This is a genomic window from Kitasatospora sp. NPDC023118 (assembly GCF_055560875.1).
This window is the reverse complement of sequence record NZ_JBVHHW010000016.1, coordinates 60,195-83,680: the sequence shown is the minus strand read 5'-3', so window position 1 is coordinate 83,680 and position 23,486 is coordinate 60,195. Positions and strand designations below refer to the sequence as shown.

The following is a 23,486-nucleotide window of genomic DNA, read 5'->3' as shown; positions in this document are numbered from 1 at the left end:
CGTCCGGCCGCCCGGCGGCGGATACTGCCAGTACCGCCACCCGTGAAGCCTCCGAACAGCGAGGACGGACGCCATGCCGCAGAATCACGAGGACTACCTGATCGACGAGGCCGTCGAAACCGTCGAACCCGACGACGAGGAAACCGCCGGCGGCGAGTACGACGAGGTCGCCGAACGCCGGGCCCTCGGTGCGGACCCGGCCACCGACGTCGCGGACGCCGCCGAACAGAGCCGGGTGGTCCAGCTCGACGAGGACGACTACCGGGAGTAGGACCCGCCGTCCTACAGCGCCTTGCGGCGCTGCAGCCAGGTCATCGCCGCCCAACCCGGCAGCACCGGCAGGATCAGCGTCAGCAGCCGGAACAGCGCCACCGCCGCCAGCGCCCCGCCCTTCTCCATCGACGCGCTCTGCTGCAGCCCCAGCGTCAGCGCCGTGTCCACCGCGCCGGCCCCGCCCGGGGTCGGCGCGGCATTGCCCGCCGCATTGCCCACCAGGAACACCACCGCCACCGAGGCGAAGGACGGCTCGCGGCCGATCGCCCGCACGCAGCAGTACAGACAGGCGATCAGGCAGATCGACACCAGCAGCTGCCCGGCCACCCCCACCGCCAGCCGCCCCGGATTGCGCAGCAGATCCAGCAGCCGCGGCAGCACCTCGGCCGTCAACGGCCGCAGCCGCGCCGCCAGCCAGCGCCGCGCCGACGGGATCGCCCACACCAGCGCCAGCAGCACCGCCGCCACCGCCAGCCCGCCCACCACCGCGGGCAGTGCGTCCAGCTCCGAACCGCCGGGCTGCAGGTCCAGGAGGTAGACGAAGGCCCCCAGCTGCAACAGGTGCAGCACCAGCCCGATCAACTGCCCCACCCCGACGCTGGACAGCGCCTGCGCGGTCGGGATGTTCGCCTGCTGCAACAACCGGGTGTTCAAGGCGATCCCGCCGACGCCCCCGGGCGACACCAGCTTCACGAACGCCCCGGCCAACTGCGCCAGCACCGCGTTGCGGAAGTCCAGCCTCTCCGGCACGAACCCGACGAACCCCATCGCCGACGCCACGTGGCTCGACCCCGCCGCCACCAGCGCCAACACCAGCCACCACGGATCGGCGTCGGCCAACGCCGCGACCGGATTGTCCTCCGCCGCGAAGAACTGCGGAATCAGCAGCCACCCGGCCACCACGGCGAGCAAGGTCCGCGGCCGCAACCGCTCCAGCCGCACCGGCCGCCCGACCACCTCCGGCCGTCCCCGCACCACCTCCGCCCGGATCTCCTCCAACAACCCCCCGGACGGAACCTCGGCGCTGCGGGGGCCCCGGGGCTGCCCGTCGACGGCTGTGGCGGACCCGTTCCTGGAGGCGGTCACCAGCGCCGGAGCCGACAGGTCGGTTCCGGCGCCCGGCTGCGCCTCGTGCGCGCTCTCGGCCGGCGCCGCGGCTCGGGGCGCGGGTACGGGGGCGTGTTCGCCGCCGCCGTGACTCCGCTGCGGCTCGGAGCCTGCCGCGCCGACTTCGGCGCCCGGCTGGATCGCAGGTCGCAGATCGGCACACCTTTCGGTCTCCTCGCCCCGCCGTCCCGGCGCCGCAGCGGTCGCGCCCCTGCTCAGCCCTTCTTCCGACTCCACGGCGGCCGGGGGCGTGCTCGGCCCGTTGTCCTGCGCGGTGGCGGCATTCGGCTTCGCGTGCTGTTTGAGGGCCTGGCGGGTGGTGCGGGCGAGGGCGATGGGTTGGAGGAGGGGGAGGGCGGCGGCGACCGGGTCGGGGCCGAGGACGGTGGTGGCGGTGTGGACGGAGCGGGCGGCGCCGGCGCGCAGGGCGAGGGTGGTGAGGAGCTGGGCGATGTCGCAGCGGAGCACGAGTTCGCTGGCCGCGATGTCGCCGTCGGCGAAGTCGACCAGGTGGACGGCGCCGGTGTCGTCGATCAGCACGGAGGTGGGGACCAGGGCGCGGTGGGCGATCTCGCGGCGCTGGAGGAGGGCGAGTTGGCGCCAGGTGTCGGCGAGGAGGCCGTCGGTGATCTCCTCGTCGGCGAGCTGGTCCAGGGTGCGGCCGGCCAGGTGCTCGTACGCGATGAGGGCGGTGTCGTGGCCGAGGCCGGCCGTGGCGGCGATGCGGCGGGTGCGGACGCCGGCGGCGAGGGCCGCGTAGGTGACCAGGGCCTCGTGTTCCAGCCCGGTGCGCGGGGAGCGCAGTGCGCGAGGGTGCGGGGCGGTGCGCAGCCGCAGTCGGCGCCAGGCACGCCGGACGGCGGCGGCGGTGACGGCCTGCCGGTCGAGCAGCTGGACGTCGAGTTCGGGCCACCCGTCGGCCTGCCGGACCCGGTAGCGGTCCGGCCCGACGGGGAGGGCCTCGACCGGCCGCTGCCCGCTGTCCCGCAGGGCCCGCAGCACCTCGCCGGGCCGTGGCCGGGGGTCCGGGGTGCCGACGGCGTACAGGGCGCCGTGGGCGCCGGTCCAGCCGATGAGCAGGCCGAGCAGCAGTGCGGTGGGGGTGGCGTAGCCGCCGGCCAGTCCGGCGAGGCCGGAGAGGGCGAGGACGGCCCAGGGCAGGCGCCGTTCACGGCTGCCGGAGGCGGTCATGAAGGCGAGGACGGGCGCGAGGTAGCCGTAGACGGGTTCGGTGTGCGCGAGTACGTCGGCGGGCAGCCGCTGGGTGAGCGCGGCGACCAGCGAGGTCGGGGCGAGGTCGTCCGCCCACAGGCCGAGGGCGAGGGTGGCGCCGTACGCGAGGACGGCGGCGAGCAGCCCGTCGGAGACCTGTTGGAGGGCGCGCCGCCGGTCCGGGCCGAGCAGCCGGCGGACGGCGAGTCCGAACGGCAGCAGCAGGACGGCGGCCGTGGTGAGCCCGCCGGCGAGGCCGGCCAGGGGGCGCGGCACCAGTGCGGCGGCTTCGGCGACGTCGGCGGCGAAGCCCCCGGTGGTGGCGCGGGCGTAGCCGGCGAGCAGCAGGGTGATCGCGATCGCGAGCAGGCCGGTGAGCAGCCTGATCAGGGCGACGGGCTGCCGGATCCGGCCGGTGTCGGTGAGCGGCCGCATCCGGGGCGGCCGGGCCCCGGGCTGGCCGTCTCCGGGCTGCCCGGCCCCGGGCGCCCGGGGCCCAGGCTGCCGGGGTATGCCCCCGCCGGTATCCGCCCGCCCGGTGGAGGAGGCGCCGCCGCCCCCGCCGGTGCCCCCGTTCGTTCTCCCCGTCACGATCGCCACGGGTGGCATGCTCCCATGCCACCCGTGACCCCGGAGCGGGGATCCCGCGCGGCCGCTACACCTGCCGGGTCGCCAGCACCCGCCGGTCGGCGACCTCGGCTTCGGCCACGAGGCCCTGGACGTCGACGGCTCACCGGCCCAGGTGCGTGGACGGCCGCCGACACCAGACCCGGTACGACCCCTGGTACAACCCCCGGAGCCCGGGGCGTGTCCTGAGGCGGCCCGGCCCGGGCCGTCATAGCCTTCGACCATGAGTGCCTGCGAAGACCTCGCTATGGCCCCCCGGGACATCAAGCCCCTCCCGCCCACCGACGGCTGCGCCGACTGCCTGGCCCAGGGCCGCCGGGACTGGGTGCACCTGCGGGTCTGCCTGGACTGCGGCCACATCGGCTGCTGCGACTTCTCGCCGCAGCGGCACGCCACCGCGCACTTCCACGACACCTCCCACCCGGTGATCCGCTCCTACGAGCCGGGGGAGGACTGGCGCTGGTGCTTCGTCCACGAGGTCATGGGCTGACCGGGGCAGGGGCCGCCCCGGTGGCACCGGCCCGCAACCCGGATAAAATCCGGACATAACGCCCGTGCGGCCCTCCGGTCGGCATCCGTCCGGCCGTGGCCGCCGAAGGGAGGCCGACGATGACCAAGCGAACTCCGGGCAGCACCGCCAAGCTCCGCCAGGGCGCCCAGGACCTGCTGGAACGCCGGGGCATGGCGAGCACGCCCAGCAGCCTCGGGCCGAAGCCGCGCACCGCGGCCATATCCTCCTACGGCGCCGGGTACCTCTCCGGCGACGCCTTCCGCCACGGCGGGCGCGACGCGGCGACCTCGGCGATGCACGCCGCACCGTCGATGCACGCGGAGCTCAAGGGGCACCGGCACCGCGGCGCGGAGAAGCACTCCGCCCACTGACCGGCGGCGCCCGACGCCGCCCGACGGCCCCGCGGGGGCGGATGCCGCGACCCAGGCGTCCGCCCCTGACGCATGATCAGGGGCGGTGTCCGGGGCGTCTCCGGGGCGTCTCCGGGCGTTCCCCGATGTCGCGAGCGGCCGCTCTCCCGAAGACTCGGTCCCGTCCGAGCCGCCGCCCCCTCCGGGCGCACCGCCGTTGGAGAGTCCCCGCATGAACGCCCCCATCCCCAGCCGCAGTTGGACTACCCTTGTGGCGGCTGGCGCGCTGCTCACCACCGTCACGGTCGGCGCCGCGTCCCCCGCCCTGGCCGCCGACGCCCCGCCGGCCGCCACCACCACCGCCATCGCCACCGCCACCGCGACGTCCCGACCCGGCCCGCTCGACCGGGACGCCCTCGACGCCGCCGTCCACGCCCTCCCCGGCGACATCACCGGCGCCCTGGTGCGCACCGCCGGCCCGGACGCCCGCTGGCACGGCACCTCCGGGGATGACGTCCCGGCCGACGCGAGGTTCCGGATCGGCAGCATCACCAAGGTGTTCACCGCGACGGTGATGCTCCAACTCGTCGCCGAGGGCAAGGTCGACCTGAACGGCACCGTCCAGCAGTACCTGCCCGGTCTGCTCCCGGCCGACTACCCGCCGGTCACCGTCGGCCAGTTGCTCGACCACACCAGCGGCCTGCCCGGGGGCGGCGGCATGACCTCCGGCGACGGCAGCACGGGGTGGTTCGCCGCGCACAAGGCGGACGGGTTCACCCCCGAGCAGGTGGTGGCCGACATGCTCACCCAGCCGATGAGCTTCCCGCCCGGCACCGCCCAGCAGTACAACGGCAACAACTACTTCATCGCCGGCATGGTGATCGAGAAGGTCACCGGCGACAGCTACGCGGATCAGGTGCGGCAGCGGATCACCCGCCCGCTCGGCCTGCACGCCACCTACGTCCCGGACGCCGGCGACCTCGACATCCGCGGCCCGCGCGCCACCGGCTACCTGGACGTCAAGGCCGCCGACGGCAGCGCCGACCGGGTGGACGTCACCGAGCAGAGCCCGTACCCGTGGGCCGAGGGCGGCATGATCTCCTCCGCCGCCGACCTGGAGCACTTCCTCGGTGCCCTCTTCCGCGGCCGGCTGCTGCCGCCCGCCCAGCAGACCGAGCTGTTCGACGTCCCGGACCTGCCGAACCACCACAACAAGAACTGCGACATCGGCCCGACCGCCGGGCACGCCTGCTTCAGCACGGGCGGCCTGCTGCGCGCCGTCCTGCCCAACGGCGTCGAGGTCTGGGGCAAGACCGGCTCCCGCCCCGGCTACACCAGTGCGGTCTTCGCCACCCGCGACCTCTCCCGCACCGTGGTGGTCAGCCTCAACCCGACCGGCATCGACGGCCAGGAGGCCCCCACCCAGTGGAAGTTGCTGACCACCGGCTTCGGTTCCGGTCAGGCGTACGGCAAGAAGTGACCCGACTGATGTCAGTGCCGTGCGCTAGGTTCCTGTCGGCACATCAGAACGCGGCAGGACGACGGGGGCGACCATGGCCGAGGTGATCACGGAGGAGCCGGTCGAGCTCCAGTTGGAGAGATACCGCACGGAGTTGACGGGCTACTGCTACCGCATGCTCGGCTCGGTCTTCGAGGCCGAGGACGCGGTGCAGGAGACCATGGTCCGGGCCTGGCGCGGGCACAAGGGTTTCGAGGGCCGGGCCGCGCTGCGCTCCTGGCTGTACCGAATAGCCACCAACGTCTGCCTGGACGCGCTGAACGGCCGGGGCGCCCGGGCCCGTCCGATGGACCTGGCCGGGCCGGTGACGGTGGCCACCGCGAGCGGCACCCAGCTGCCCGAGGTGACCTGGATCGGCCCCGCGCCGGACGGCCGGGTGCTCCCGGAGACGGGGGACCCGGCCGAGGTGGCCGCCCAGCGCGAGTCGGTGAAGCTGGCCTTCGTCGCCGTGCTGCAGCGCCTCGCGCCCCGGCAGCGGGCGGTGCTGATCCTGCGCGAGGTGCTCGGCTGGAAGGCCGCCGAGGTGGCCGAACTGCTCGGCGTCACGGTCGCCTCGGTCAACAGCGCGCTGCAGCGAGCCCGCGCGGTGCTCGCCGCGGACGCCTCGGCCGTCCGCCCGGCCCCGGCACTGGACGCGGACCACCGCGCGCTGCTGGACCGCTACGTCCGCGCCTTCGAGGCGTACGACATGGACGGCCTGGCCGCGCTGCTGCACGAGGACGTCACGCTCAACATGCCGCCGTTCGCGATGTGGTTGCAGGGGCAGGACGAGATCCGGGCCTGGATGCTGGGCCCGGGGCACGGCTGCCGGGGCTCCCGGCTGCTGCCGGTGACGGCCAACGGCGGCCCGGCCTTCGCCCAGTACCGGCCGAGCCCGGCGGGCGGGCACGAGCCGTGGGCGCTGGTCGTCCTGGAGGTGTCAGGGGGCCGGATCACCGGCTTCACCAACTTCCTGGACACCGACGTGCTCTTCCCGCTCTTCGGCCTCCCGCCCCGGCTGGACGCCGAGTAGCCCCGCCGGCTCCGCGAGCTCGGTCAGTGCCGCGAGTTCCGTCAGGGCCGCCGGCTCTGCGAGCTCGGTCAGGGCCGCCGACTCCGTGAGTTCCGCGAGGTCCAGCGGATCCGCCGCTCCCGGCAGCAGCGCCGAGAGCCCGCTGAACGCGAGCAGCTCCCGCAGCGGGCCGTCCGCGTTCAGCAGCACCAGGCCGACCCCGTGCCGGGCTGCGGTCAGCCGCAGCCGGGCGAGGGCGTCGACGACGGCCAGGTCGGGGGCGGTCAGCGCGCCCAGGTCACAGGTCAGTACGGCTTCGTCCGGTGTGGTCCTCATACCGGTTGGACCCTCGGGAGGGCGCGGACTCATCGGTCCGGGGCGGATCCGTTGTCGGATCGTCCGATGGCAGAGTGGGGGGCGACCGCACCCACCCTGCCCGAGGAGGAGCACAGTGACGGCCGAACCCTTGAGGTCCCGCGAGGAATGGTTGGCCTCGCTGCCCCGGATCTACGCGGCGGCGGGCTGCCTGCTGCGCGACGAGTCCGGCCGGATCCTGATCGTGAAGGCGGGGTACCGCGAGCACTGGCAGTTCCCGGGCGGGACGATCGACCTGGGCGAGGGCCCGGTCGAGTGCGCCGTGCGGGAGTTGGAGGAGGAGACCGGCATCGTGAGGGAGGCCGGCGAGCTGCTGGCCATCTCCTGGACCCACCCCTCGGGCGAACTGGACCACCCGGCCGAGCACTTCATGTTCGACTTCGGCACCGTCCCGGACGGCACCCCCGTGACCGTCCCGGCCGGCGAGCTGGACACCTACCGCTGGGCCCCCGTCGAGGAGGCCCTGGAACTGCTCGGCCCGGCCCGTTCGGCCCGACTGCGGGCGGCGCTGGAGGCGGCCGTCGACGGTCGGGTCCGGATCGTCACCACCCACATCTCCGGGTTCTAGCGCGCGGTTGACCGCAAGCGTACGGAAGCGCCCTGCCCCGGAGGGGAGTTCCGTCCGGGGCAGGGCGCCGGTTCCTCACTGCTGCTGCTCGGCCTCCGCGTCGCGGGCGGCGATGATGGCGGCGATGGCCTCCGAGATGAAGGTCTCCGCCTCGGACTTGTCCACCTTCAGCCCGGCGAGCACGCCCTGCCCGTTCTCCCACTCCAGCAGCGCGAGCAGGATGTGCTCGGTGCCGACGTAGTTGTGTCCGAGCTTGAGCGCCTCGCGGAAGGTCAGCTCCACCACCTTCTTGCCCTGGGCGTCGTACGGGATCAGCGCGGGCACCGCCTGCTCGACGGCGGCCGGCAGGACGGCGGTGGCCGCCGCCCGGACGGCCTCCGGGGTGACGCCCTGGGCGGCGAGCGCCTTGAGCCCGATGCCCTCGGGCTGGGCGAGCAGGCCGAGCAGGATGTGCTCGGCGGTGATCTCGGCGTTGCCCGCCTGTCGGGCCTCCTCCTGCGAGGCCACCATGACCTTGCGGGCCCGGGGCGTGAACCGGGAGAAGCCCTGGCTGGGGTCGAGGTCGGCCAGGGTGCCCGGGTCCTTGGGGACGAAGCGCTTCTGGGCGGCCTGCTTGCTGACGCCCATGCTGCGGCCGATGTCGGTCCAGGAGGCGCCGGAGCGGCGGGCCTGGTCCACGAAGTGGCCGATCAGGTGGTCGGCGAGGTCGCCGAGGTGGTCGGCGGCGATGACCGCGTCGGAGAGCTGGTCGAGCGCGTCGACGTGGACCTTCTTGATCGCGGCGATCAGGTCGTCGAGGCGCAGCGGAGTGGTGGTGGGAACAACGGGATTCTCCATGCGTCAACCATAGGTTGTCGATCCATGATCGTCAACCATCGGTTGACGCTACCCGTGAGTAGCGTTCCCGCGGCCAGGCCAGGCCAGGCCAGGCCAGGCCAGGCCGCGCTCCGAGCCGGGTCCCGTAAGGTCCTCGGACAGGCCTTAGGCGGCGGGCAGCAGCCGGTCCCGGACGGCGGCGATCTGGGCCGGCGTGGCCCCCGCCGCCAGCAGGTAGCCCGCCGGGTCGAGCCCGTCGAGCGTGGACTCCAGGACGGCCTCGGCGGTGGTCCCGGCCTCGGCCAGCACCGCGTCGATCCGCTGGTACGGGTCCGACAGGCCGAGCATCCCGTAGAGCGGGCGGACGTTGGGGCCGCTCAGCAGGTAGTCCTCGGCGATCGCGGCCCGGTCGACCCCGGCCAGGGCGAGCAGCAGCAGCGCTGCCAGGCCGGTGCGGTCACGGCCGGCGCCGCAGTGCACCACCAGGCCGCCGGGGCGGGCGCCCGCGATCGCGGAGATCAGCGCGACGGCGGCGTGCGGGCAGTGGTCCAGGTAGGGGCGCAGGGCCAGCGGGGTGCCGTCCAGCCGGCCGTAGGTGTCCCACCAGGCGGAGCCGGCCAGTTCGTCCAGCGGGACGCGGATCAGCTCGACGCCCTCGGGGAGCGGGAGGAGCGGCTGGTACTCCTCGGTGTCGCGCAGGTCGACCACGGTGCGGACACCGTGGTCGAGGAGGGCGTCCCAGCCCTCGCGGGTGAGGCGGTCCAGGTTGTCGGCCCGGGCTATCGCCCCGCGGGCGGTCAGCCGACCGGAGGCGGTGGGCAGTCCGCCCAGGTCGCGGACGTTCAGGCAGCCGTCCCAGGCGAGGGTGCGGTCCTCGGTGGTGGTCAGCGCGTTCGTCCGCATGGTGGGCTCCCCGGTTCGTCGTTTCGGGGGGTCCCGTTACCCCCTCGTTATAAGGACTCCCGGAGGATTCCGATGGTTCCTGACTGTTCGAATCGTCGGAACCGGCAATTCAGGCGGTTGTCGATGCCTGGCCGGTCTGGCTGCTCGGGCGGCAGGCGGCTCGGGTGGCAGACGGCTCAGGCGGCTCAGGCGGCGGTCGGGTGCTCGGCCTCGGCGCTGACCAGCTTCTCGATCGGCTCGACCGCGATCTGACCGAGCATCGAACCGCCCACGATCGCGCCGATCAGGAACACGGTGGACAGCCAGGCCATGGTCGAGACCGGCAGGGTGAAGGCGCCGATCACCCGGGCCGCGCACTCGGTCAGCAGCGCGGTGCCCCAGATCCCGGCGAACACCCGCTCGTGGCGGCGGAAGGCCCGCGAGGCGGCCGCCCGGCCCTCGACCAGCCGCTGCCAGGCGCCGGCGCGCTCCCGGTTTCCCTTGGTGACGAACGGCATCAGCATCGGGGTCATCACCGGCCGGCCGACCAGCGCCGAGACCAGGATCGCCAGTGCCACGGTGCCGCTCAGCCCGCCGTCCTTGGCGATCATCATGCGGGCGTCGCCGGTGACGAAGGTGAGCGCCAGGCCCGCCAGGTTGACCACCAGCATCAGAGTGGCCCACAGGTTGAGCTTGCGCTCGCTCAGCAGCCCGAGGACGGTCCGGCCGGCCGGGAAGGCGCTGCTCCAGGCCAGCGCGGCGAACTCGCTCAGACCGCAGACCGAGTGCAGCACGTAGTAGCCGACCAGCGGGGCGACCACGTCGAGGGCGAGCGGGCGGAGCCCGGAGACCAGCGGGTTCGGCGCCTTGGCGTGCGCGGCGCCCTGGGCCGGAGAGGCGGCGGGGGCGGTGGTGCCGGCGGCGCTGACGGTCTGGCTGCTCATGGTGGGTTCCTCCCCGACTGGTGGCCGCGGGCTCCGGCCCGCGTCGTGCCTCCAGTTTTTCCGGCCGACCCCCCGTCAGAGCAGTGCCGTCCGTTGCCGGATCCGCATGACAGTTGTCACGGTGCGCTCCATGACATGCCCTCCGACCTGCACGTTCCCAAGGGGCTGACGCACAGCTCGCGGCCCAGCGTGCCCAGCGGCGGACGGCGGCGACGGCGTCGTCCAGGACGAGCAGCACCCGGCGGGTGCCGTCCGGCGGGCTGAAGGTCCGGCGCCGACCCGTTCGCCCGGATGGCGCATGATGTGGCGGGTGCAGAGTGCAGAACACCCCGGAGCGGGCGCCGGCAGCCCCCTCGGCCGGTCCGGACCAGTCCCTCCCGCCGACCCACCGCGGGGCCCGGCCCCCGCTCCCCCCGACCTGACCGAGGCGGTCCGCGCCGCACAGGACGGGGACGAGGAGGCTTTCCGGCTGCTGTTCCGGACCGTCCAGCCGGGCCTGCTGCGCTACCTGCGGGTGCTGGTCGGCGGACGGCCCGAGGACATGCAGGACGCCGAGGACATCGCCTCCGAGGCCTGGCTGCAGATCGCCCGCGACCTGCGCGGCTTCTCCGGCGACGGGGACGGCTTCCGCGGCTGGGCCGCCACCATCGCCCGCAACCGGGCCATGGACCACCTGCGCGCCCGGCGCCGCCGCCCGGTCGCCGACCTGCCCTTCGAGTACCTGGTCGAGCTCGCGGCCGGGGACGACACCGCGGGCGCCGCGCTGACCGCCGTCGGCACCGCCGACGCGCTGGCGCTGATCTCCCGGCTACCGCGCGACCAGGCCGAGGCGGTGCTGCTGAGAGTGGTCATGGAGCTGGACGCCGAGAGCGCCGCCCGGGTGCTCGGCAAGCGGGCCGGCAGCGTCCGGATGGCCGCCCACCGGGGGCTGCGGCGGCTGGCCAAGCTGCTGGAGCAGCCGTTCGCGTCCGGGGCCGGCATCCCGGCCGCCCGCCGGGCCGAACCGGGGGCCGGAAACCAGCCGTCGGGCCCGGTGAAGGAATCGGCGGGCGAGTCCACCGAGGAACCCACGAGGAGACTCGCGAAAAAAAGTTCTCCGCAGGGTGTGACAGAACGCCGGGCCGCGACGCTGAAGGACATGAGATGAGCACCAACCGATCCCGTCGGATCGACCGTGATGCCGCCGAGCAACTGCTCGGCGGTGCCGTGGGCGGCCCGTCGGCCGGGCAGGACGCCTCGCTCACCGGACCGGACGGTCCCGGGCACGTCGCCCGGGTGCTGGCCGCGGCCGCCGCCCCGGCGACGGCGGCGGAACTGGCCGGGGAGGAGGCCGCACTGGCCGCGTTCCGGGAGGCGAGTCTCACGCCCGACCCCGTAGTGACCCCCGTCCGGAGACGATCGATGGCAACCGCCGCGCTGGCCAGGGCCTTCAGCACGAAGGCCGCTGCCGCCGTGCTCGGAGCCACCGCGCTGTGCGGGGTCGCGGTCGCCGCAGGCACCGGTAACCTGCCGTCCTCCCTGGGCGGCGGCCCGTCCGAACCGGAGCACACGGTGACCGTCCCGGGCGGCTCGACCGGCACCTCGTCGGGCGCGTCCGCCTCCGGCACGGCCGGCACGGGCTCCGCCTCCTCGACCCCGTCCGGGGCCGCCCGGCCGTCCGTCGGCGCCTCCGGCGGGCCGCAGGCGGCGGTCCCCTCCGACACCGCCGCGCCCGGTACCCCCACGACCGACGGACACGGCGCCCGCCCTGTCCTGCCGTCCGCACTGGTCCCGCTCTGCCAGGGCTTCGCGGACCGCACGGGCAAGGGCGAGCGCCCGCACCAGCTGGCCGCCGACCCGCTCTTCGGCCCGCTGATCGCGGCGGCCGGCGGGGCGGACAGCGTGACGGACTACTGCGAGGGGGGCCGACCGGGCGGCGACCACCAGGGCGCCACCGGACAGCCGAGCACCCCCGGCCGTACCGGCTCCGGTACGGGCAGCGGCCCCGGCTCCGGGGCCGACGGCGGCAGGAACGGCGCGGACCCCGGCAAGGCCAACGCCAACGGAGGCCCGAACGCCAACGCCAACGGCGGCGGCACCAACGGCCAGGACAGCGGCGGTAGCGGCGCCAAACCCGGCAAGGGCGGCGTGACCGTCCCGACCCCACCGGTCGCACCCACCCCGCCGGACATCCGTCCGAGCAGGACCGTCCCCTCCGAGGACGACCAGTCGGCCCGGAGATGACCCCCAGAACTCCGGGTGGGCGGCGAGCGACTCCCCCCGGGCTCGTCGCCCACCCGGACTGAACCACCCGCACCACCCGCAGGACGCACAACCACCCGAAGACCCCGGGTGGCCGGTCGGCTCCCCCGTGCCCGCCGTCCACCCGGCCGGCCCCGGCCGGCCCGGCAGGCGCTCACCCCGGATGCGCCCCCGGCCAGGCGGGCCCGGAACGTGCGGCCCGCCCGCCCGCAGTCAGGGCGGGCCGCACCCCCGCGCCGGCGGTCGGGGGACCGCTGCCCGGTCCCCCGGCCGCCACCCCCGGCGCGAAGCCCCTCCGGGGCCCTCGGCGGCCCCTGTCCGCCCGCGCCCACCCTCCCGAGGGCCACCCCCCACAACATCCCCCCGTCCCGCCCGGAACCCCGCCCCCACCCCCGGCCATCCCCGACGACGAGGCGGCTATCGTGCACAGGTGCACGACGCGGCCCGGGACCCCGGGCGCCGCACGTGAGGGGAGCTGCAGGTGATCGGACGGGCGCTGAACGGGCGTTACGAACTCGTCGAGATACTCGGCGTCGGCGGCATGGCCACCGTTTGGCGCGGCGTCGACCACGTGCTGGGCCGCCAGGTGGCCGTCAAGGTCCTCAACGGCGGCCTGGCGGACGATCCCCGCTTCGCCGAGCGCTTCAGCCGGGAGGCGCAGCACGCCGCGATGCTGGTGCACCCGAGGATCGTCATGGTCTTCGACTCCGGCGTGGACCAGGGCACCCCGTTCATCGTCATGGAACTGGTCCAGGGCCGTTCGCTGGCCGCCGTCCTGGCCCAGCAACCGCAGCTGCCGGTGGAGCGGGCGGTGGGGATCGCGGCGGCGGTCTGCGAGGCGCTGGCGGTGGCGCACGCGGCTGAGCTGGTGCACCGGGACATCAAGCCCGGGAACATCATGATCACCGACGACGGCGGCGTGAAGGTCGTGGACTTCGGCATCGCCAGAGCGGGCTCCTCCAGCAACCTGACCCAGACCGCGAGCGTGCTCGGTACGGCCGCCTACCTCTCGCCCGAGCAGGCCACCGCCTCCGCCCTGGACGGCCGCACCGACCTGTACGCGGTCGGCTGCGTGCTGACCGAGATGCTCACCGGCGAGACCCCGTTCACCGCCGAGACCCCGGTGGCGATCGCCTTCAAACACGTCAGCGAGCAGCCCCTGCCCCCGTCCGTACGGCGCCCCGGTCTGTCGCCGGCCCTGGACGCGGCCGTGCTGCGCCTGCTCGCCAAGAACCCGGCGGAGCGGCCCGCCGACGCCGCCGCGGCGCGTGCCGAGCTGCTGGGCACCGTCCCGGGCCTGGCCGTCGGCGACCCGACGGCGGAGCTGCTCGCCACCACCGCAGCCGCCACCCAGGTGCTCCCACCGGTCGCCCCGCCGCACCCGGACCAGCAGCACACCACCCTGCTGCCGCCCCACCTGCCCCACCTGCCCCACCCGTCCCAGTCGCCCCCGCCGCTCCGGCCCGCAGCCGCCGCCACCTCGGTGATGGCCTCGATCCCGACCGCGCCACCCGTGCCCGCCGCCCCGTCGGCCCCCGCCCGGAGCCGCCGCAGCAAGCCCCTGGTTCTCGGCGCCCTCGGCATCGCGGGCCTGGCCGGGGTCACCGCCCTGGCCCTCACCGCCTTCGACGAGCCGGCCGGCAACGCGGCCGGCGCCAAGGCGCCCCCCGCCGCCACCGCCCCCACCACCGCGGCGGCCGCGGCCCCGACGCCGACGACGCCCCCCAGCGCCGCCCCCACCACGCCCGCGGGTCTCCCTGCCCCCACCCAGGCCGTACCGCGCAACCAGCCCGCCGCGCTGCAGCTCCAGTCGTTCCGTCAGGCCGTCGCCCAGGCGCAGATCACCAAGGAACACGACCGCCAGACGGAGCTGCTGCGGATCCTCGACGACACCGCCGCCCGCCTCAACGAGGGCAACCCCGACGACGCGGCCCAGCAGCTCAAGGGCGCCCAGAAGGTGATCAGGGACCTGGGCAAGAAGCACGCCGTCGACGCCCCCACCTACGCCAACTGGAACGCCCGCCTCTCGGCTCTCTTCGTCACCCTCCACGCCACCGCCGCCGACCCGCAGGACGACTGACGCCGCGCCGCAACGGCCCCGTGCTGACGATCGGTCCCTTCGTCCTGGGTGTCTCCGGCATGCCGCGCGCGGTCGCCTTCCGGACGGCCCCTGCTGGATCGCCGGCACCGCCGACCGGACCCGGTTCGGACTCCCGGACAAGCGTCGAGCCCCTGGTGGGGGTCCACCAGGGGCTCGACGGGAGCTTGTGCGACTCAGGCGGTCGTCTCGGGGCGCTTCGCCTCGGTGGCCTTGGTCACGTTGGTCGGCGTGACGGCCGGACGGTCGGCGGGCTGCTGCGGGGCGGCCGTGCTCTGGGCGGTGCCGGCCTCCGCCGAGGGGTCCTCCTCGCGCATCGCCTTGGTCTCCGCCTTCAGGATGCGCATCGACTTGCCGAGGCCGCGCGCCATCTCCGGCAGCTTCTTCGACCCGAACAGCAGGATGACGACCGCCAGCACCACGAAGATGTGCCAGGGCTCAAGACCGTTCCGCAGCATCCCTGGCCACCGGTCCCTTCTTGTCTAGAGTCACGGGGGGCGCTAGCGCCCATGCTCGCCAGTATGCCTGGACCTGACGGCGAACGGATACACCGGCCGGGAAACGCTGGCCAAAAACCGGGTGCCGTCCAAGCGGATCACGAGTGCGGGCGGTCGCGTTCCCGGGGGGTCGGTGTGCTGTCTCACATCCGTACCGACGCCAGTGTGATCAGTAGACGAACGGCACCAGTCGCTTCGAGGTCGTACGGTACTCCGCGTACGCCGGGCCGAAGGCCGACAGCAGCAGCCGCTCCTCGGCGGCGATCCGCCATCCGTACGCGCCGAGCAGCAGTGTGACGACCATCAGGGCCGCCGCCCAGTCGGCCGTACCGAGCGCGTAGCCGCCCCAGACCAGCAGGCTGCCGGCGTAGCCGGGGTGGCGGATCAACCGGTACGGGCCGGTGCGGACGACGTGCTGGGTGTCCACGGTGCACAGGGTGCGGGTGTAGAAGCGGCCCAGGGTGCGCATGCCCCAGGCCCGCAGCGCCAGCCCGGCGGCGACCAGGGCGACCCCGAACCAGCCTGCCCAGGAGGGCAGTTCGCCGATCGAGGCGCGGCTGAACAGCACCACGACCAGGGCCGACGCGAGGTAGCAGCCGATCAGCAGCCGGGTCGAGCCGCGGTCGCGGTCGTCCGCGCGCCAGCTACCGGTGGCGACGTCCTCGCGGCGGCGCAGCAACAGCTCGTAGCCGATCCAGCAGGCGAGGCCGAGCAGGGAGAGGAGGGACGGCAGGGACATGACGGCTCCTGACGGTCGTGGTCACCCCTTCACGGTCCTGCGGCCGGCCCGCCGCGACACGCACCCGGGGGTGGAAGCTCCGCCGTCCACCCCCGGGTGGACGGTCATCGGCCGGTCACCGCGGGCGCCGCGCCAACAGGTAGCCGCGCCGGGTGGGCGCCTCCTCGGGCAGGCTCTCCCGCTCCAGTCGCGCCTCGACGGCGAACCCGGCCTCGGCGAGGCGGGCGGCGACGGCGTCGGTCCCCCGGAAGTGGAAGTCCACGTCGACCCGGTGCCCCCACCACTCCTCCATCCGCCGCACCTCGTCGCCCAGGTGGAAGGAGACCAGCAGCACCCCGCCGGGCCGCAGCACTCGCCGCATCTCGACGAAGGCGGGCAGCAGTTCCTCCGGCTCCAGGTGGATCACCGAGTACAGCGCCACCGCGGCCGCGAACTCCCCGTCGGCGGCGGGCAGCGCCAGCAGGTCGCCGGTGCGGAACTCCGCCTTCGGCTGCTCCCGCCGGGCCAGCTCGACCATCCGCGGCGACAGGTCGACGCCCACCACCCCGGCCCCCTGCTCGGCCAGCCACCCCGTCACGTGCCCCGGCCCGCACCCCAGGTCGGCGACCACCCCGCCGGCCGCCTCCTCCACGACCACCCCGAGCAGCGCCCGATCCACCACCTTGTACGCCAGCTCACCCCCGATCCGCCCCAGGTACTCCTCCGCCACCGCGTCGTAACTCCCGCGCACCCGCCCGTGACCAGTCGCCATGACCCCACCCTGACACGCCCACCCACCCCGGCGCCGGGCCTTTCCCCACCCCACCCCAAGGCGATCCCGAACCCACCCGCCCCGGCTCCTGCCGTCACCACCGCCCCGGTTCCAGCCCTCGCCCCGGCCGTGCCCCCGCTCAGGCGGCGGGGGAGTCCTGCCCGCTAGCCCGGTGATGCCATCCACTCCATGCAACAGATGTACAACTGCTACATTTGCGTCATGAGTGAGCCAGTGATCGAGTCGATGGCCGAGGTGCGGAGCCATCTGGCGGATGTGATCGACCGGGCGCGACGTGACGAAACTCCGACGATCATCACGAGGCGGGGGCGGCAGGAGGCGGTGGTGATCGACATCGCCGAGTACCAGCGCCTCAAGGAGGTCGCCGAGCGAGCCGAGGACGAGTGGCTGAACCGGCTCGCGGATGAGGCCGAGGCCGAGGGCCTGGAGGGTTCCGTCTCCCTCGAGGAGATGGCCGCGATCCTCCGCAACCGGCACGGCTGACCGCGGTGGGGTGCGTCACGCGGTTCAGCCCGCGCGCGCAACGAGAGCTCCTCAAAGTGCCCCGCCCGGATGCGGTTCGGATCCTCCATCGACTCACCGAACTGCAGCAGGCCCTGGACGGCGGCGACACGTCGATGCTCGACGTCAAGGCCCTTCAGGGGCACCACGCCCGATGGCGCTTGAGGGTGGGGGACTACCGGGTGGTGTACACCGTCGAAGACGGGGTGCTGATCGTCTGGGTCATGACGGTCGGCCACCGGCGCGAGATCTACCGGAACCTCTAGATCCAGCCCCCGGACGGCGGAGAGCCCCCGCCGGTGGGCGGGGGCTCTCGATGACTCGCGTGGATCGGGGCCGTCGGGTGGGTCAGGCGGCAACCGCTTCGGGGGCGGGGGCCGGGGTGGCGGCCGGCAGGTGGCGGAGGAGGCGGTAGGCGAGGAGGGCGGCGCCGAGGGCGAAGAGGAGGCCGACGACGGCGGCGACGTGCAGGCCGTCGGTGAAGGCGTTGCGGGCGGTTTCCAGCAGGTCCGCGCCGAGCTGTCCGGGCAGGTGGGCCGCGACGGCGACCGCGCCGCCGAGGGTGTCCTGGGCCGTGTCGGCGGCCCGGCCGCCGACGCCCGCCGGGAGAGCGCCGTCCAGCTGGTGGTGGTAGACCGCGGCGCCCGCCGCGCCGAGCAGGGCGATGCCGAGCGAGCTGCCGAGTTCGACGGCGGTCTCGGAGGTGGCGGAGGCGGCGCCGGCCTGCTCGACGGGGGCGGCGGAGACGACCATCTCGGCGGTCATCGTCATGGTCCCGACCGTGCCCGCGGCCAGCACGCCCGCCGCGGTGAGGATGAGCGCCAGCGGCGAGTGCGCGCCGACCTGGGTCATCATCGCGAAGCCGGCCGCGCCGATCAGGAAGCCGCCGCCCATCAGCGCCGCCGGGCGGACCTTGCCGGCCAGCGCGGAGCTGATCCCGATCGCCGCGCCGACGCCGACGCTCGGCACCAGCGACCAGAGCGAGGCGGTGAACGGGCTCATGCCCTTGACCAGTTGCAGGTACTGCGAGGTGAAGAGGGCGAAGCCCATCATCGCGAACATCGCGACGGTGTTGACGCTGATCGCCCCGCTGAAGGTGCGGATCCGGAACAGGCCCAGGTCGATCAGCGGGCTGGCGGCGGTGCGCTGGCGCTGGACGAACGCGGCGGCGACCAGCAGCCCGGCGACGACGGCGAGCGCGGGCGGCAGGCTCCAGCCGTCCACGGCGAGGGTCTTGATCCCGTAGACCAGCGGCAGGATCGCGGCGAGGGAGAGCGCGGCGCCGGGCAGGTCGAAGCGGCCGGTGCGGGCGGCGGTGCGGTACTCGGGGAGCAGGACGGGTGCGGTCAGCAGGACCAGGACCATGACCGGGACTGCGAGCAGGAAGGCCGAGCCCCACCAGAAGTGGTCGAGCAGCAGGCCGCCCGCGACCGGGCCGAGGGTGGCTCCGGCGGTGAGCATGCCGCCCCAGGCGCCGAGGGCGATCTGCCGCTGCTTGGGGTCGTGGAACATGTTGCGGATCAGCGCGAGGGTCGAGGGCATCACGGTGGCCCCGGCGGCGCCGAGCACGGCGCGGGCGGCGATCAGCTGTTCGGCGCTGCCGGACCAGGCGGCCAGCAGCGAGGCGCCGGTGAAGCCGGCGGCGCCGATCATCAGCAGCCGACGGCGGCCGATCCGGTCGCCCAGCGCGCCCATCGTGATGAGCAGCCCGGCCAGCAGGAACGAGTACATGTCCATGATCCACAGCTGTTGGGTGCCGCTGGGCGCCAGCGTGGTGGAGATGTACGGGACGGCGAAGAACAGCACGCCCATGTCCATGGACAGGACGAGCGTGGGGAGCAGGAGGACGGCCAGGCCGATCCATTCGCGGCGGCCTGCGCGGCCGGTGGTTGCGGTCATGGGGAAGACAGTACGGACGTGTCAGACGATTGTCTAGTACGTATGTGTAAATCAAGCGTCCTAGACTTTCGTGCAAGACATCTGTGCAGTCCTTCCGTAGGATCAAGGGCATGGGAAACCGCGAAGACCTGATGGCCGGCGCCAAGCGCTGCCTGTACGAGAAGGGCTACGGGCGCACCACGGCCCGCGACATCGCGACCGCCTCGGGCGTCAGCCTGGCCGCGATCGGCTACCACTTCGGATCGAAGGACGCCCTGCTCAACGCCGCGATGATCGAGGCGATCGGTGAACTGGGGCAGGGCCTGGGGGCGGTGGTCGCCGCCGCCAACGAGACCTCCGACGACCCGGGGGAGCGCTTCGCCGCCGCCTGGGAGGGGCTCAAGGGCGTCTTCGCCGAGCACCGCGGGCTCTGGGCGGCCCAGTTCGAGGCGCTCGCCCAGGCCGGTCACGAGCCCGAGCTCGCGCAGGCCTTCGCGGAGGCGCAGAAGGAGGGCCGGCTCGGGCTCGCCGCGCTGTTCCAGGGGCTGCCCGAGGTGCCGGACACCGAGGAGGAGCTCGCCCGCGGCACCTTCTACCAGATCCTGCTGGCCGGGTACGTCGCACAGTGGCTGGCCGCACCCGAACTGGTACCCAGCGGGCAGGAGTTCCTGCGCGGGCTGCGGCTGGTCAGCGGCAGCGTACTGGGCGCCACCGCGGGCTGACGGCGGCCGCCGTCACGCGGTGACGGCCGTCAGCAGCACCACCGAGTCGACGTGGGCGAGCAGCCCGTGCCGCTCCTGCGGGACGGGTTCCAGCTCGCCGACGGACAGTTCCGTCCGCCGCCCGGCGATGGTCAGCGAGACCCGGCCGCGCAGCACCTGGACGCTTCCGGCGGTGGGCGGGGTGTGCTCGTCCAGTGCGGTGCCGGCGGTCAGCGCGATCACGGTCTGCCGCAGCACGCCGTCGTGCAGCACCAGGTGGGCGCTGCGGCCGTGCGGGCTCTCGGCCGCCAGGACCGCGTGTTCCACGGCGAGCTGTTCGAGATCGGGCATCGCTCCTCCTCACCCCGTGCCCAGGGTCGCGGACGCGCTGTCGAACCGCACCCGGAGGGGCCCGGAGCGGGTCACCCGAGGTGCAGTCCCCGCCGACTGCCCCCATCGTGGAGGCATGGCGACCAACCAGAGAATCCTCAGCGAGGTCCAGGTCAGCCGCTCGATGCTGGCCGGCGGCCTGGTGCTCACGGGCATCGGCTCGCTGCTCGGCGCGGCCGGGGCGGCGATGGTGTGCGCGGCACTGCTCACCGCGGGCCGCAACTGGGTGCGCAGCCTGGAGACCCCGCCGACCGCGCTCGCCCAGCGGGCCCTGCACGAGGCCAAGGTGGCCTCCGTGGCCGGCTGGGAGGCCTGGCGCGCGGAGCACGGCTCGCCCAACTGAGCCGGCTCGCCCAACCGAGCCAGCTCGCTCGACTGGGTGCGTCCGCCCGCCCGTACGGGCGGGCGCGGCGGGCCGTCATGGGGGTACGGCCCGCCGCAGCTTCGGAAATCCTCCAGCGCTCCTGCGGCGCGCCTACAGTCCCAGCGACTTGGCGACGATGCTGCGCATGACCTCGCTGGTGCCGCCGTAGATCCGGAACACCCGGTTGTCGGTGTAGAGCCGGGCGATCGGGTACTCCAGGATGTAGCCGTAACCGCCGTGCAGCTGAAGGCACTTGTCGATGACCACGGAGGCCGACTCGGTGCAGAACAGCTTCGTGGCGGCCGCGTCCGCGACGCTCAACTCGCCGTTCTGGTACAGCTCCAGCGCGCGGTCCACCATCGACTGCTGCGCCATCACCTGGGACTCGCAGTCGGCCAGGGTGAACTTGGTGTTCTGAAACTCGGCCACCGCCTTGCCGAACACCTTGCGCTCCTTGACGTACTGCAGCGCGAACCGCACCGCCGCCGCGGCCGCCGCGTACGCGCTGACGGCGATCGCGAGGCGCTCCTGCACCAGGTTGTGGGTCAGGTAGGAGAACGCCCTGCCCTCCTCGCCGAGCAGGTTCTCCACCGGCACCTTGACGTCGCTGAACGCCAGCTCGGCGGTGTCCGAGGTGCGCAGACCGATCTTCTGTAGCTTGCGGCCGACGGTGTAGCCCGGCGACGTGGTGTCCACGCACAGGATGGACAGACCGGCCCGGCGGTTCTCCGGGTCGTACGGCGAGGTGCGGCAGACCACCAGGACCAGGTCGGCCAGCACGCCGCCGGTGATGAAGGTCTTGGCGCCGTTCAGGACGTAGTGGGTGCCGTCCTCGGAGAGCCTCGCGGTGGTGGTGATGCCCGCGAGGTCGGAGCCGGCGCCCGGCTCGGTCATCGCGATCGCGGTCATGATGTCGCCGGAGACGAAGCCGGGCAGCCAGCGCTGCTTCTGCTCCTCGTTCGCGTACTCCAGCAGGTACGGCAGCACTAGCCCGGTGTGCACGCCGGAGGAGCCGAAGCTCACGCCCGCCCGGGCGGTCTCCTCGGCGATCACCGCCTGGTACTTGAAGCCGCTCTCGCCCGCGCCGCCGTACTCCTCCGGCACCTCGATGCCGTAGATGCCGAGTTCGCCGAGCTGGCGGTAGAAGTCGCGCGGCGGGTGGCCGTCGGCCTCCCAGCTCTCGTAGACCGGGACGACCTCGTTGGCGATGAAGTCCCGGATGGTCTCCCGGAAGGCCTCGTGGTCCTCGTTGAACACGGTGCGGCGCACGGCGGCGCTCCCTTCGACGGTGCCGGCCGGAGTACCGGCCACGGCGGAACGGCCCAGGTGGTGGCCCCACAAGTTAATCCCCGGTAGCTTCGACTGTCCAGAGTCGTCCGGCCCGGAATTCCGGGCGGACGGGGGCTCCAAGTGAATCCTTGCTAGCCTTTGGACGGCGTTCAAAGAAGTCCCCGGAGGAGGTGCGTCATGGTGGTCCGACGGCCGCCCGGCCGGCGCGCCCAGATCCTCGCGGTGGCCGCCGACCGCTTCCACCGCAGCGGTTACCACCAGGTCTCGATGACCGAGGTCGCCGCCGGGGTCGGCATCACCGCGCCCGCGCTCTACCGGCACTTCCGCGGCAAGCCCGAACTGCTGGACCGCGCCGTCCGGTTGGGCCTGGACGCGCTCGCCGACGGCCTGCGCGCGGCCGCCACCACCGCCGAACTCGGCGCCGCGCTGGCCGCCGTGGCGGTCGGCCACCGCCCGCTCGGCACCCTGGTGCAGCGCGACGCCCGACTGCTGCCGCCGGCCCGTCGGGCGGCCCTGCGGCGCGAACTCCGTGCCGACGCCGCCCTGATGACCGCCGTGCTGCGCGCCGAGCGGCCCGAACTGTCCGAGGCGGACGCCGAGTTGCTCTGCTGGTCGGCGCTCTCGGCCTGCTCCGGACTGTCCTACCAGTCGGCCGCACCGCAGCCCCGCCGGGCCGAGGCCCTGCTGCGCGAGATGGTCGTGGCCGTCCTCGCGGTGTCCCTGGACGGAACGGCCGCCGACCCCCAGGCGGCCCCCGCGGCCACCCCCGCGGCCGCTTCCGCCCCGGCCCCCGCACCCGCATCCGCACCCGCATCCGCGCCGGAGGCCAGGCCGCGGGCGCGCCGGGAGGAACTGCTCGCGGCGGCCGTCCGGCTGTTCCACCAGCACGGCTTCGACAACGTCAGCACCGACCAACTCGGCGCCGCCGTCGGCATATCCGGCCCCAGCGTGTACCGGCACTTCGACAGCAAGGCGCAGCTGCTCGCCGCCTCCCTGGTGCGCAGCCGCGAGCGGCTCTGGCACGAGGTGGACGGCGCGATCGCGGCCGCCGCCGGGCCGGAGACGGCGCTGGCGGCCGGGCTCGGCGCGTACGTCGACTTCGCGCTGCGCAACGGCGACTACCTGGGCGTGATGCTCAGCGAGACCGAGCGGCTGGCCCCGCCGGACCGTCGGGCCGCGGTGGACTTCCGGCGGGACTTCCTGCGCACCTGGGTCGAGCTGCTGCGGCAGGTACGCCCCACGGTCGACGCGGTGGACGCCCGGATCCGGGTGCACGCGCTGTTCGCGCTGGTCAACGACGGGGTGCGGAACCGTCCGCACAGCACTCGGCCGGACCTCGGGGACTGCCTGCTGCGCCTCGGCCGGGCGGTGCTGGGGCTGTCCTGACCCGCCGGGGCCGACCCGACGCGGCCCGACCCGACGCACGGGTCGGGCCGGGTGCCCGCCCCGTCAGCGCGGGGCGGGCACCCGGCCCGTTCGGCGCCTACCGGCCGGCCTAGTGGAGGACGTGCGGGTAGTAGACCCGGGCGTCGAAGTTCCCGTTGCCCTGCACGGCGCCGACGTTCCCGCCGTTGCCGGCCACGGCGAGGCCGTTGTTCTGGTTGCTCGCACCAGAACCGATGGCCGTCTGCTGGGTGTTGACCACGTTGCCGTGGACGTTGCCGATGACGTTGCCGGAGCCGACGTTGCTCACGACGCTGCCGTCGGAGTGGTCGGTCGCGCCGGCGCCGTTGTCGGCGTGCGCGGTGGCGGCGCCGACGCCGACGAGGAGGAAGGCCCCGAGGGCGGTGACGGCGGCGGCTGCGCGAATACGGGACACGCTGGTCTCCCTGAACTGGAA

The 23,486-nt window shown here is 74.1% G+C and carries 26 protein-coding genes; 14 read left to right on the top strand and 12 right to left on the bottom strand.

All coding sequences use genetic code 11. The annotated features are described in order from the left end of the window. Nucleotides 1-73 precede the first annotated feature (73 nt). Entirely contained in the window at nucleotides 74-271 is a 198-nt protein-coding gene (locus tag ACZ3UD_RS21845) for a hypothetical protein (RefSeq protein ID WP_465590034.1), read from the top strand. An 11-nt stretch (nucleotides 272-282) separates the two neighbouring features. On the opposite strand, the gene ACZ3UD_RS21840 is transcribed toward ACZ3UD_RS21845, so the two are convergent. Next, complete coding sequence (locus ACZ3UD_RS21840) at nucleotides 283-3,192, bottom strand: lysylphosphatidylglycerol synthase transmembrane domain-containing protein (protein WP_465590032.1); 2,910 nt, start codon at nucleotides 3,190-3,192, stop codon at nucleotides 283-285. 250 nt (nucleotides 3,193-3,442) lie between these two features. Between ACZ3UD_RS21840 and ACZ3UD_RS21835 the strand changes: the two genes are divergently transcribed. The 4 genes from ACZ3UD_RS21835 to ACZ3UD_RS21820 all read left to right on the top strand — a co-directional run bounded on the left by ACZ3UD_RS21835 (nucleotide 3,443) and on the right by ACZ3UD_RS21820 (nucleotide 6,611). Beyond that, a complete protein-coding gene (locus ACZ3UD_RS21835; RefSeq protein WP_465590029.1) occupies nucleotides 3,443-3,709 on the top strand; it encodes a UBP-type zinc finger domain-containing protein in 267 nt (88 codons plus the stop codon). Nucleotides 3,710-3,828: 119 nt separating this feature from the next. Next, nucleotides 3,829-4,101: a hypothetical protein gene (locus ACZ3UD_RS21830; RefSeq protein ID WP_465590026.1), complete on the top strand. Its 273-nt coding sequence runs from the start codon at nucleotides 3,829-3,831 to the stop codon at nucleotides 4,099-4,101. A 211-nt stretch (nucleotides 4,102-4,312) separates the two neighbouring features. Further along, the gene (locus ACZ3UD_RS21825; protein ID WP_465590024.1) at nucleotides 4,313-5,560 is read left to right on the top strand and encodes a serine hydrolase domain-containing protein; all 1,248 of its coding nucleotides are present in this window, start codon (nucleotides 4,313-4,315) and stop codon (nucleotides 5,558-5,560) included. 73 nt (nucleotides 5,561-5,633) lie between these two features. Next, nucleotides 5,634-6,611 (top strand): sigma-70 family RNA polymerase sigma factor, encoded by a 978-nt coding sequence (locus tag ACZ3UD_RS21820; protein WP_465590021.1) that lies wholly within the window; start codon nucleotides 5,634-5,636, stop codon nucleotides 6,609-6,611. Here the strand turns inward: ACZ3UD_RS21820 and ACZ3UD_RS21815 are convergent. Continuing rightward, complete coding sequence (locus ACZ3UD_RS21815; RefSeq protein ID WP_465590018.1) at nucleotides 6,519-6,926, bottom strand: hypothetical protein; 408 nt, start codon at nucleotides 6,924-6,926, stop codon at nucleotides 6,519-6,521. The two genes, ACZ3UD_RS21820 and ACZ3UD_RS21815, sit on opposite strands and share 93 nt — an antisense overlap. Nucleotides 6,927-7,041: 115 nt before the next feature. On the opposite strand from ACZ3UD_RS21815, the gene ACZ3UD_RS21810 reads away from it, so the two are divergent. Continuing rightward, complete coding sequence (locus ACZ3UD_RS21810) at nucleotides 7,042-7,533, top strand: NUDIX domain-containing protein (RefSeq protein WP_465590015.1); 492 nt, start codon at nucleotides 7,042-7,044, stop codon at nucleotides 7,531-7,533. A 75-nt stretch (nucleotides 7,534-7,608) separates the two neighbouring features. Here the strand turns inward: ACZ3UD_RS21810 and ACZ3UD_RS21805 are convergent, their stop codons facing one another. The 3 genes from ACZ3UD_RS21805 to ACZ3UD_RS21795 form a co-directional block, all read right to left on the bottom strand. Next, a complete protein-coding gene (locus ACZ3UD_RS21805) occupies nucleotides 7,609-8,370 on the bottom strand; it encodes a Clp protease N-terminal domain-containing protein (RefSeq protein WP_465590012.1) in 762 nt (253 codons plus the stop codon). A 144-nt stretch (nucleotides 8,371-8,514) separates the two neighbouring features. Next, a complete protein-coding gene (locus ACZ3UD_RS21800) occupies nucleotides 8,515-9,252 on the bottom strand; it encodes a tyrosine-protein phosphatase (RefSeq protein WP_465590009.1) in 738 nt (245 codons plus the stop codon). A 185-nt stretch (nucleotides 9,253-9,437) separates the two neighbouring features. Then, nucleotides 9,438-10,175 (bottom strand): VC0807 family protein, encoded by a 738-nt coding sequence (locus tag ACZ3UD_RS21795; protein ID WP_465590006.1) that lies wholly within the window; start codon nucleotides 10,173-10,175, stop codon nucleotides 9,438-9,440. A 301-nt stretch (nucleotides 10,176-10,476) separates the two neighbouring features. Between ACZ3UD_RS21795 and ACZ3UD_RS21790 the strand changes: the two genes are divergently transcribed. From ACZ3UD_RS21790 to ACZ3UD_RS21780, 3 genes are all read left to right on the top strand, one after another. Next, the gene (locus ACZ3UD_RS21790; protein ID WP_465590317.1) at nucleotides 10,477-11,322 is read left to right on the top strand and encodes an RNA polymerase sigma factor; all 846 of its coding nucleotides are present in this window, start codon (nucleotides 10,477-10,479) and stop codon (nucleotides 11,320-11,322) included. Then, nucleotides 11,319-12,398, top strand: a complete 1,080-nt coding sequence (locus ACZ3UD_RS21785; RefSeq protein WP_465590003.1) for a hypothetical protein — start codon at nucleotides 11,319-11,321, stop codon at nucleotides 12,396-12,398. Before ACZ3UD_RS21790 ends, ACZ3UD_RS21785 begins: the two co-directional genes overlap by 4 nt. A gap of 499 nt (nucleotides 12,399-12,897) precedes the next feature. After that, nucleotides 12,898-14,496 (top strand): protein kinase domain-containing protein, encoded by a 1,599-nt coding sequence (locus ACZ3UD_RS21780; RefSeq protein WP_465590000.1) that lies wholly within the window; start codon nucleotides 12,898-12,900, stop codon nucleotides 14,494-14,496. Nucleotides 14,497-14,690: 194 nt separating this feature from the next. Here the strand turns inward: ACZ3UD_RS21780 and tatA are convergent, their stop codons facing one another. The 3 genes from tatA to ACZ3UD_RS21765 all read right to left on the bottom strand — a co-directional run bounded on the left by tatA (nucleotide 14,691) and on the right by ACZ3UD_RS21765 (nucleotide 16,501). Continuing rightward, entirely contained in the window at nucleotides 14,691-14,972 is a 282-nt protein-coding gene (gene tatA / locus ACZ3UD_RS21775) for a Sec-independent protein translocase subunit TatA (protein WP_380608557.1), read from the bottom strand. 208 nt (nucleotides 14,973-15,180) lie between these two features. Beyond that, entirely contained in the window at nucleotides 15,181-15,750 is a 570-nt protein-coding gene (locus ACZ3UD_RS21770; protein WP_465589998.1) for a methyltransferase family protein, read from the bottom strand. Between the two features lie 115 nt (nucleotides 15,751-15,865). Continuing rightward, the gene (locus tag ACZ3UD_RS21765) at nucleotides 15,866-16,501 is read right to left on the bottom strand and encodes a class I SAM-dependent DNA methyltransferase (RefSeq protein ID WP_465589995.1); all 636 of its coding nucleotides are present in this window, start codon (nucleotides 16,499-16,501) and stop codon (nucleotides 15,866-15,868) included. Nucleotides 16,502-16,723: 222 nt separating this feature from the next. On the opposite strand from ACZ3UD_RS21765, the gene ACZ3UD_RS21760 reads away from it, so the two are divergent. Together ACZ3UD_RS21760 and ACZ3UD_RS21755 are read left to right on the top strand one after the other, a co-directional pair. Then, the gene (locus ACZ3UD_RS21760) at nucleotides 16,724-17,005 is read left to right on the top strand and encodes a type II toxin-antitoxin system Phd/YefM family antitoxin (RefSeq protein WP_465589992.1); all 282 of its coding nucleotides are present in this window, start codon (nucleotides 16,724-16,726) and stop codon (nucleotides 17,003-17,005) included. 5 nt (nucleotides 17,006-17,010) lie between these two features. After that, nucleotides 17,011-17,289 (top strand): type II toxin-antitoxin system RelE family toxin, encoded by a 279-nt coding sequence (locus ACZ3UD_RS21755; RefSeq protein WP_465589989.1) that lies wholly within the window; start codon nucleotides 17,011-17,013, stop codon nucleotides 17,287-17,289. 82 nt (nucleotides 17,290-17,371) lie between these two features. On the opposite strand, the gene ACZ3UD_RS21750 is transcribed toward ACZ3UD_RS21755, so the two are convergent. Continuing rightward, nucleotides 17,372-18,922 carry an MFS transporter gene (locus ACZ3UD_RS21750; RefSeq protein ID WP_465589986.1) on the bottom strand — a complete coding sequence of 517 codons (1,551 nt, stop codon included), beginning with the start codon at nucleotides 18,920-18,922 and terminating at the stop codon, nucleotides 17,372-17,374. A 110-nt stretch (nucleotides 18,923-19,032) separates the two neighbouring features. On the opposite strand from ACZ3UD_RS21750, the gene ACZ3UD_RS21745 reads away from it, so the two are divergent. Then, nucleotides 19,033-19,623, top strand: coding sequence for a TetR/AcrR family transcriptional regulator (locus ACZ3UD_RS21745; RefSeq protein ID WP_465589983.1), 591 nt, complete (start codon nucleotides 19,033-19,035; stop codon nucleotides 19,621-19,623). 12 nt (nucleotides 19,624-19,635) lie between these two features. On the opposite strand, the gene ACZ3UD_RS21740 is transcribed toward ACZ3UD_RS21745, so the two are convergent. Next, nucleotides 19,636-19,953 (bottom strand): cupin domain-containing protein, encoded by a 318-nt coding sequence (locus ACZ3UD_RS21740; protein WP_465589980.1) that lies wholly within the window; start codon nucleotides 19,951-19,953, stop codon nucleotides 19,636-19,638. Nucleotides 19,954-20,068: 115 nt separating this feature from the next. On the opposite strand from ACZ3UD_RS21740, the gene ACZ3UD_RS21735 reads away from it, so the two are divergent. Then, entirely contained in the window at nucleotides 20,069-20,335 is a 267-nt protein-coding gene (locus ACZ3UD_RS21735) for a hypothetical protein (protein ID WP_465589978.1), read from the top strand. 132 nt (nucleotides 20,336-20,467) lie between these two features. On the opposite strand, the gene ACZ3UD_RS21730 is transcribed toward ACZ3UD_RS21735, so the two are convergent. Further along, the gene (locus ACZ3UD_RS21730; protein ID WP_465589975.1) at nucleotides 20,468-21,625 is read right to left on the bottom strand and encodes an acyl-CoA dehydrogenase family protein; all 1,158 of its coding nucleotides are present in this window, start codon (nucleotides 21,623-21,625) and stop codon (nucleotides 20,468-20,470) included. A gap of 198 nt (nucleotides 21,626-21,823) precedes the next feature. On the opposite strand from ACZ3UD_RS21730, the gene ACZ3UD_RS21725 reads away from it, so the two are divergent. Next, the gene (locus tag ACZ3UD_RS21725) at nucleotides 21,824-23,032 is read left to right on the top strand and encodes a TetR/AcrR family transcriptional regulator (protein ID WP_465589972.1); all 1,209 of its coding nucleotides are present in this window, start codon (nucleotides 21,824-21,826) and stop codon (nucleotides 23,030-23,032) included. A gap of 109 nt (nucleotides 23,033-23,141) precedes the next feature. Here ACZ3UD_RS21725 and ACZ3UD_RS21720 read toward each other — a convergent pair whose 3' ends face one another. Beyond that, a complete protein-coding gene (locus ACZ3UD_RS21720; protein ID WP_465589969.1) occupies nucleotides 23,142-23,465 on the bottom strand; it encodes a hypothetical protein in 324 nt (107 codons plus the stop codon). Nucleotides 23,466-23,486 lie beyond the last annotated feature (21 nt).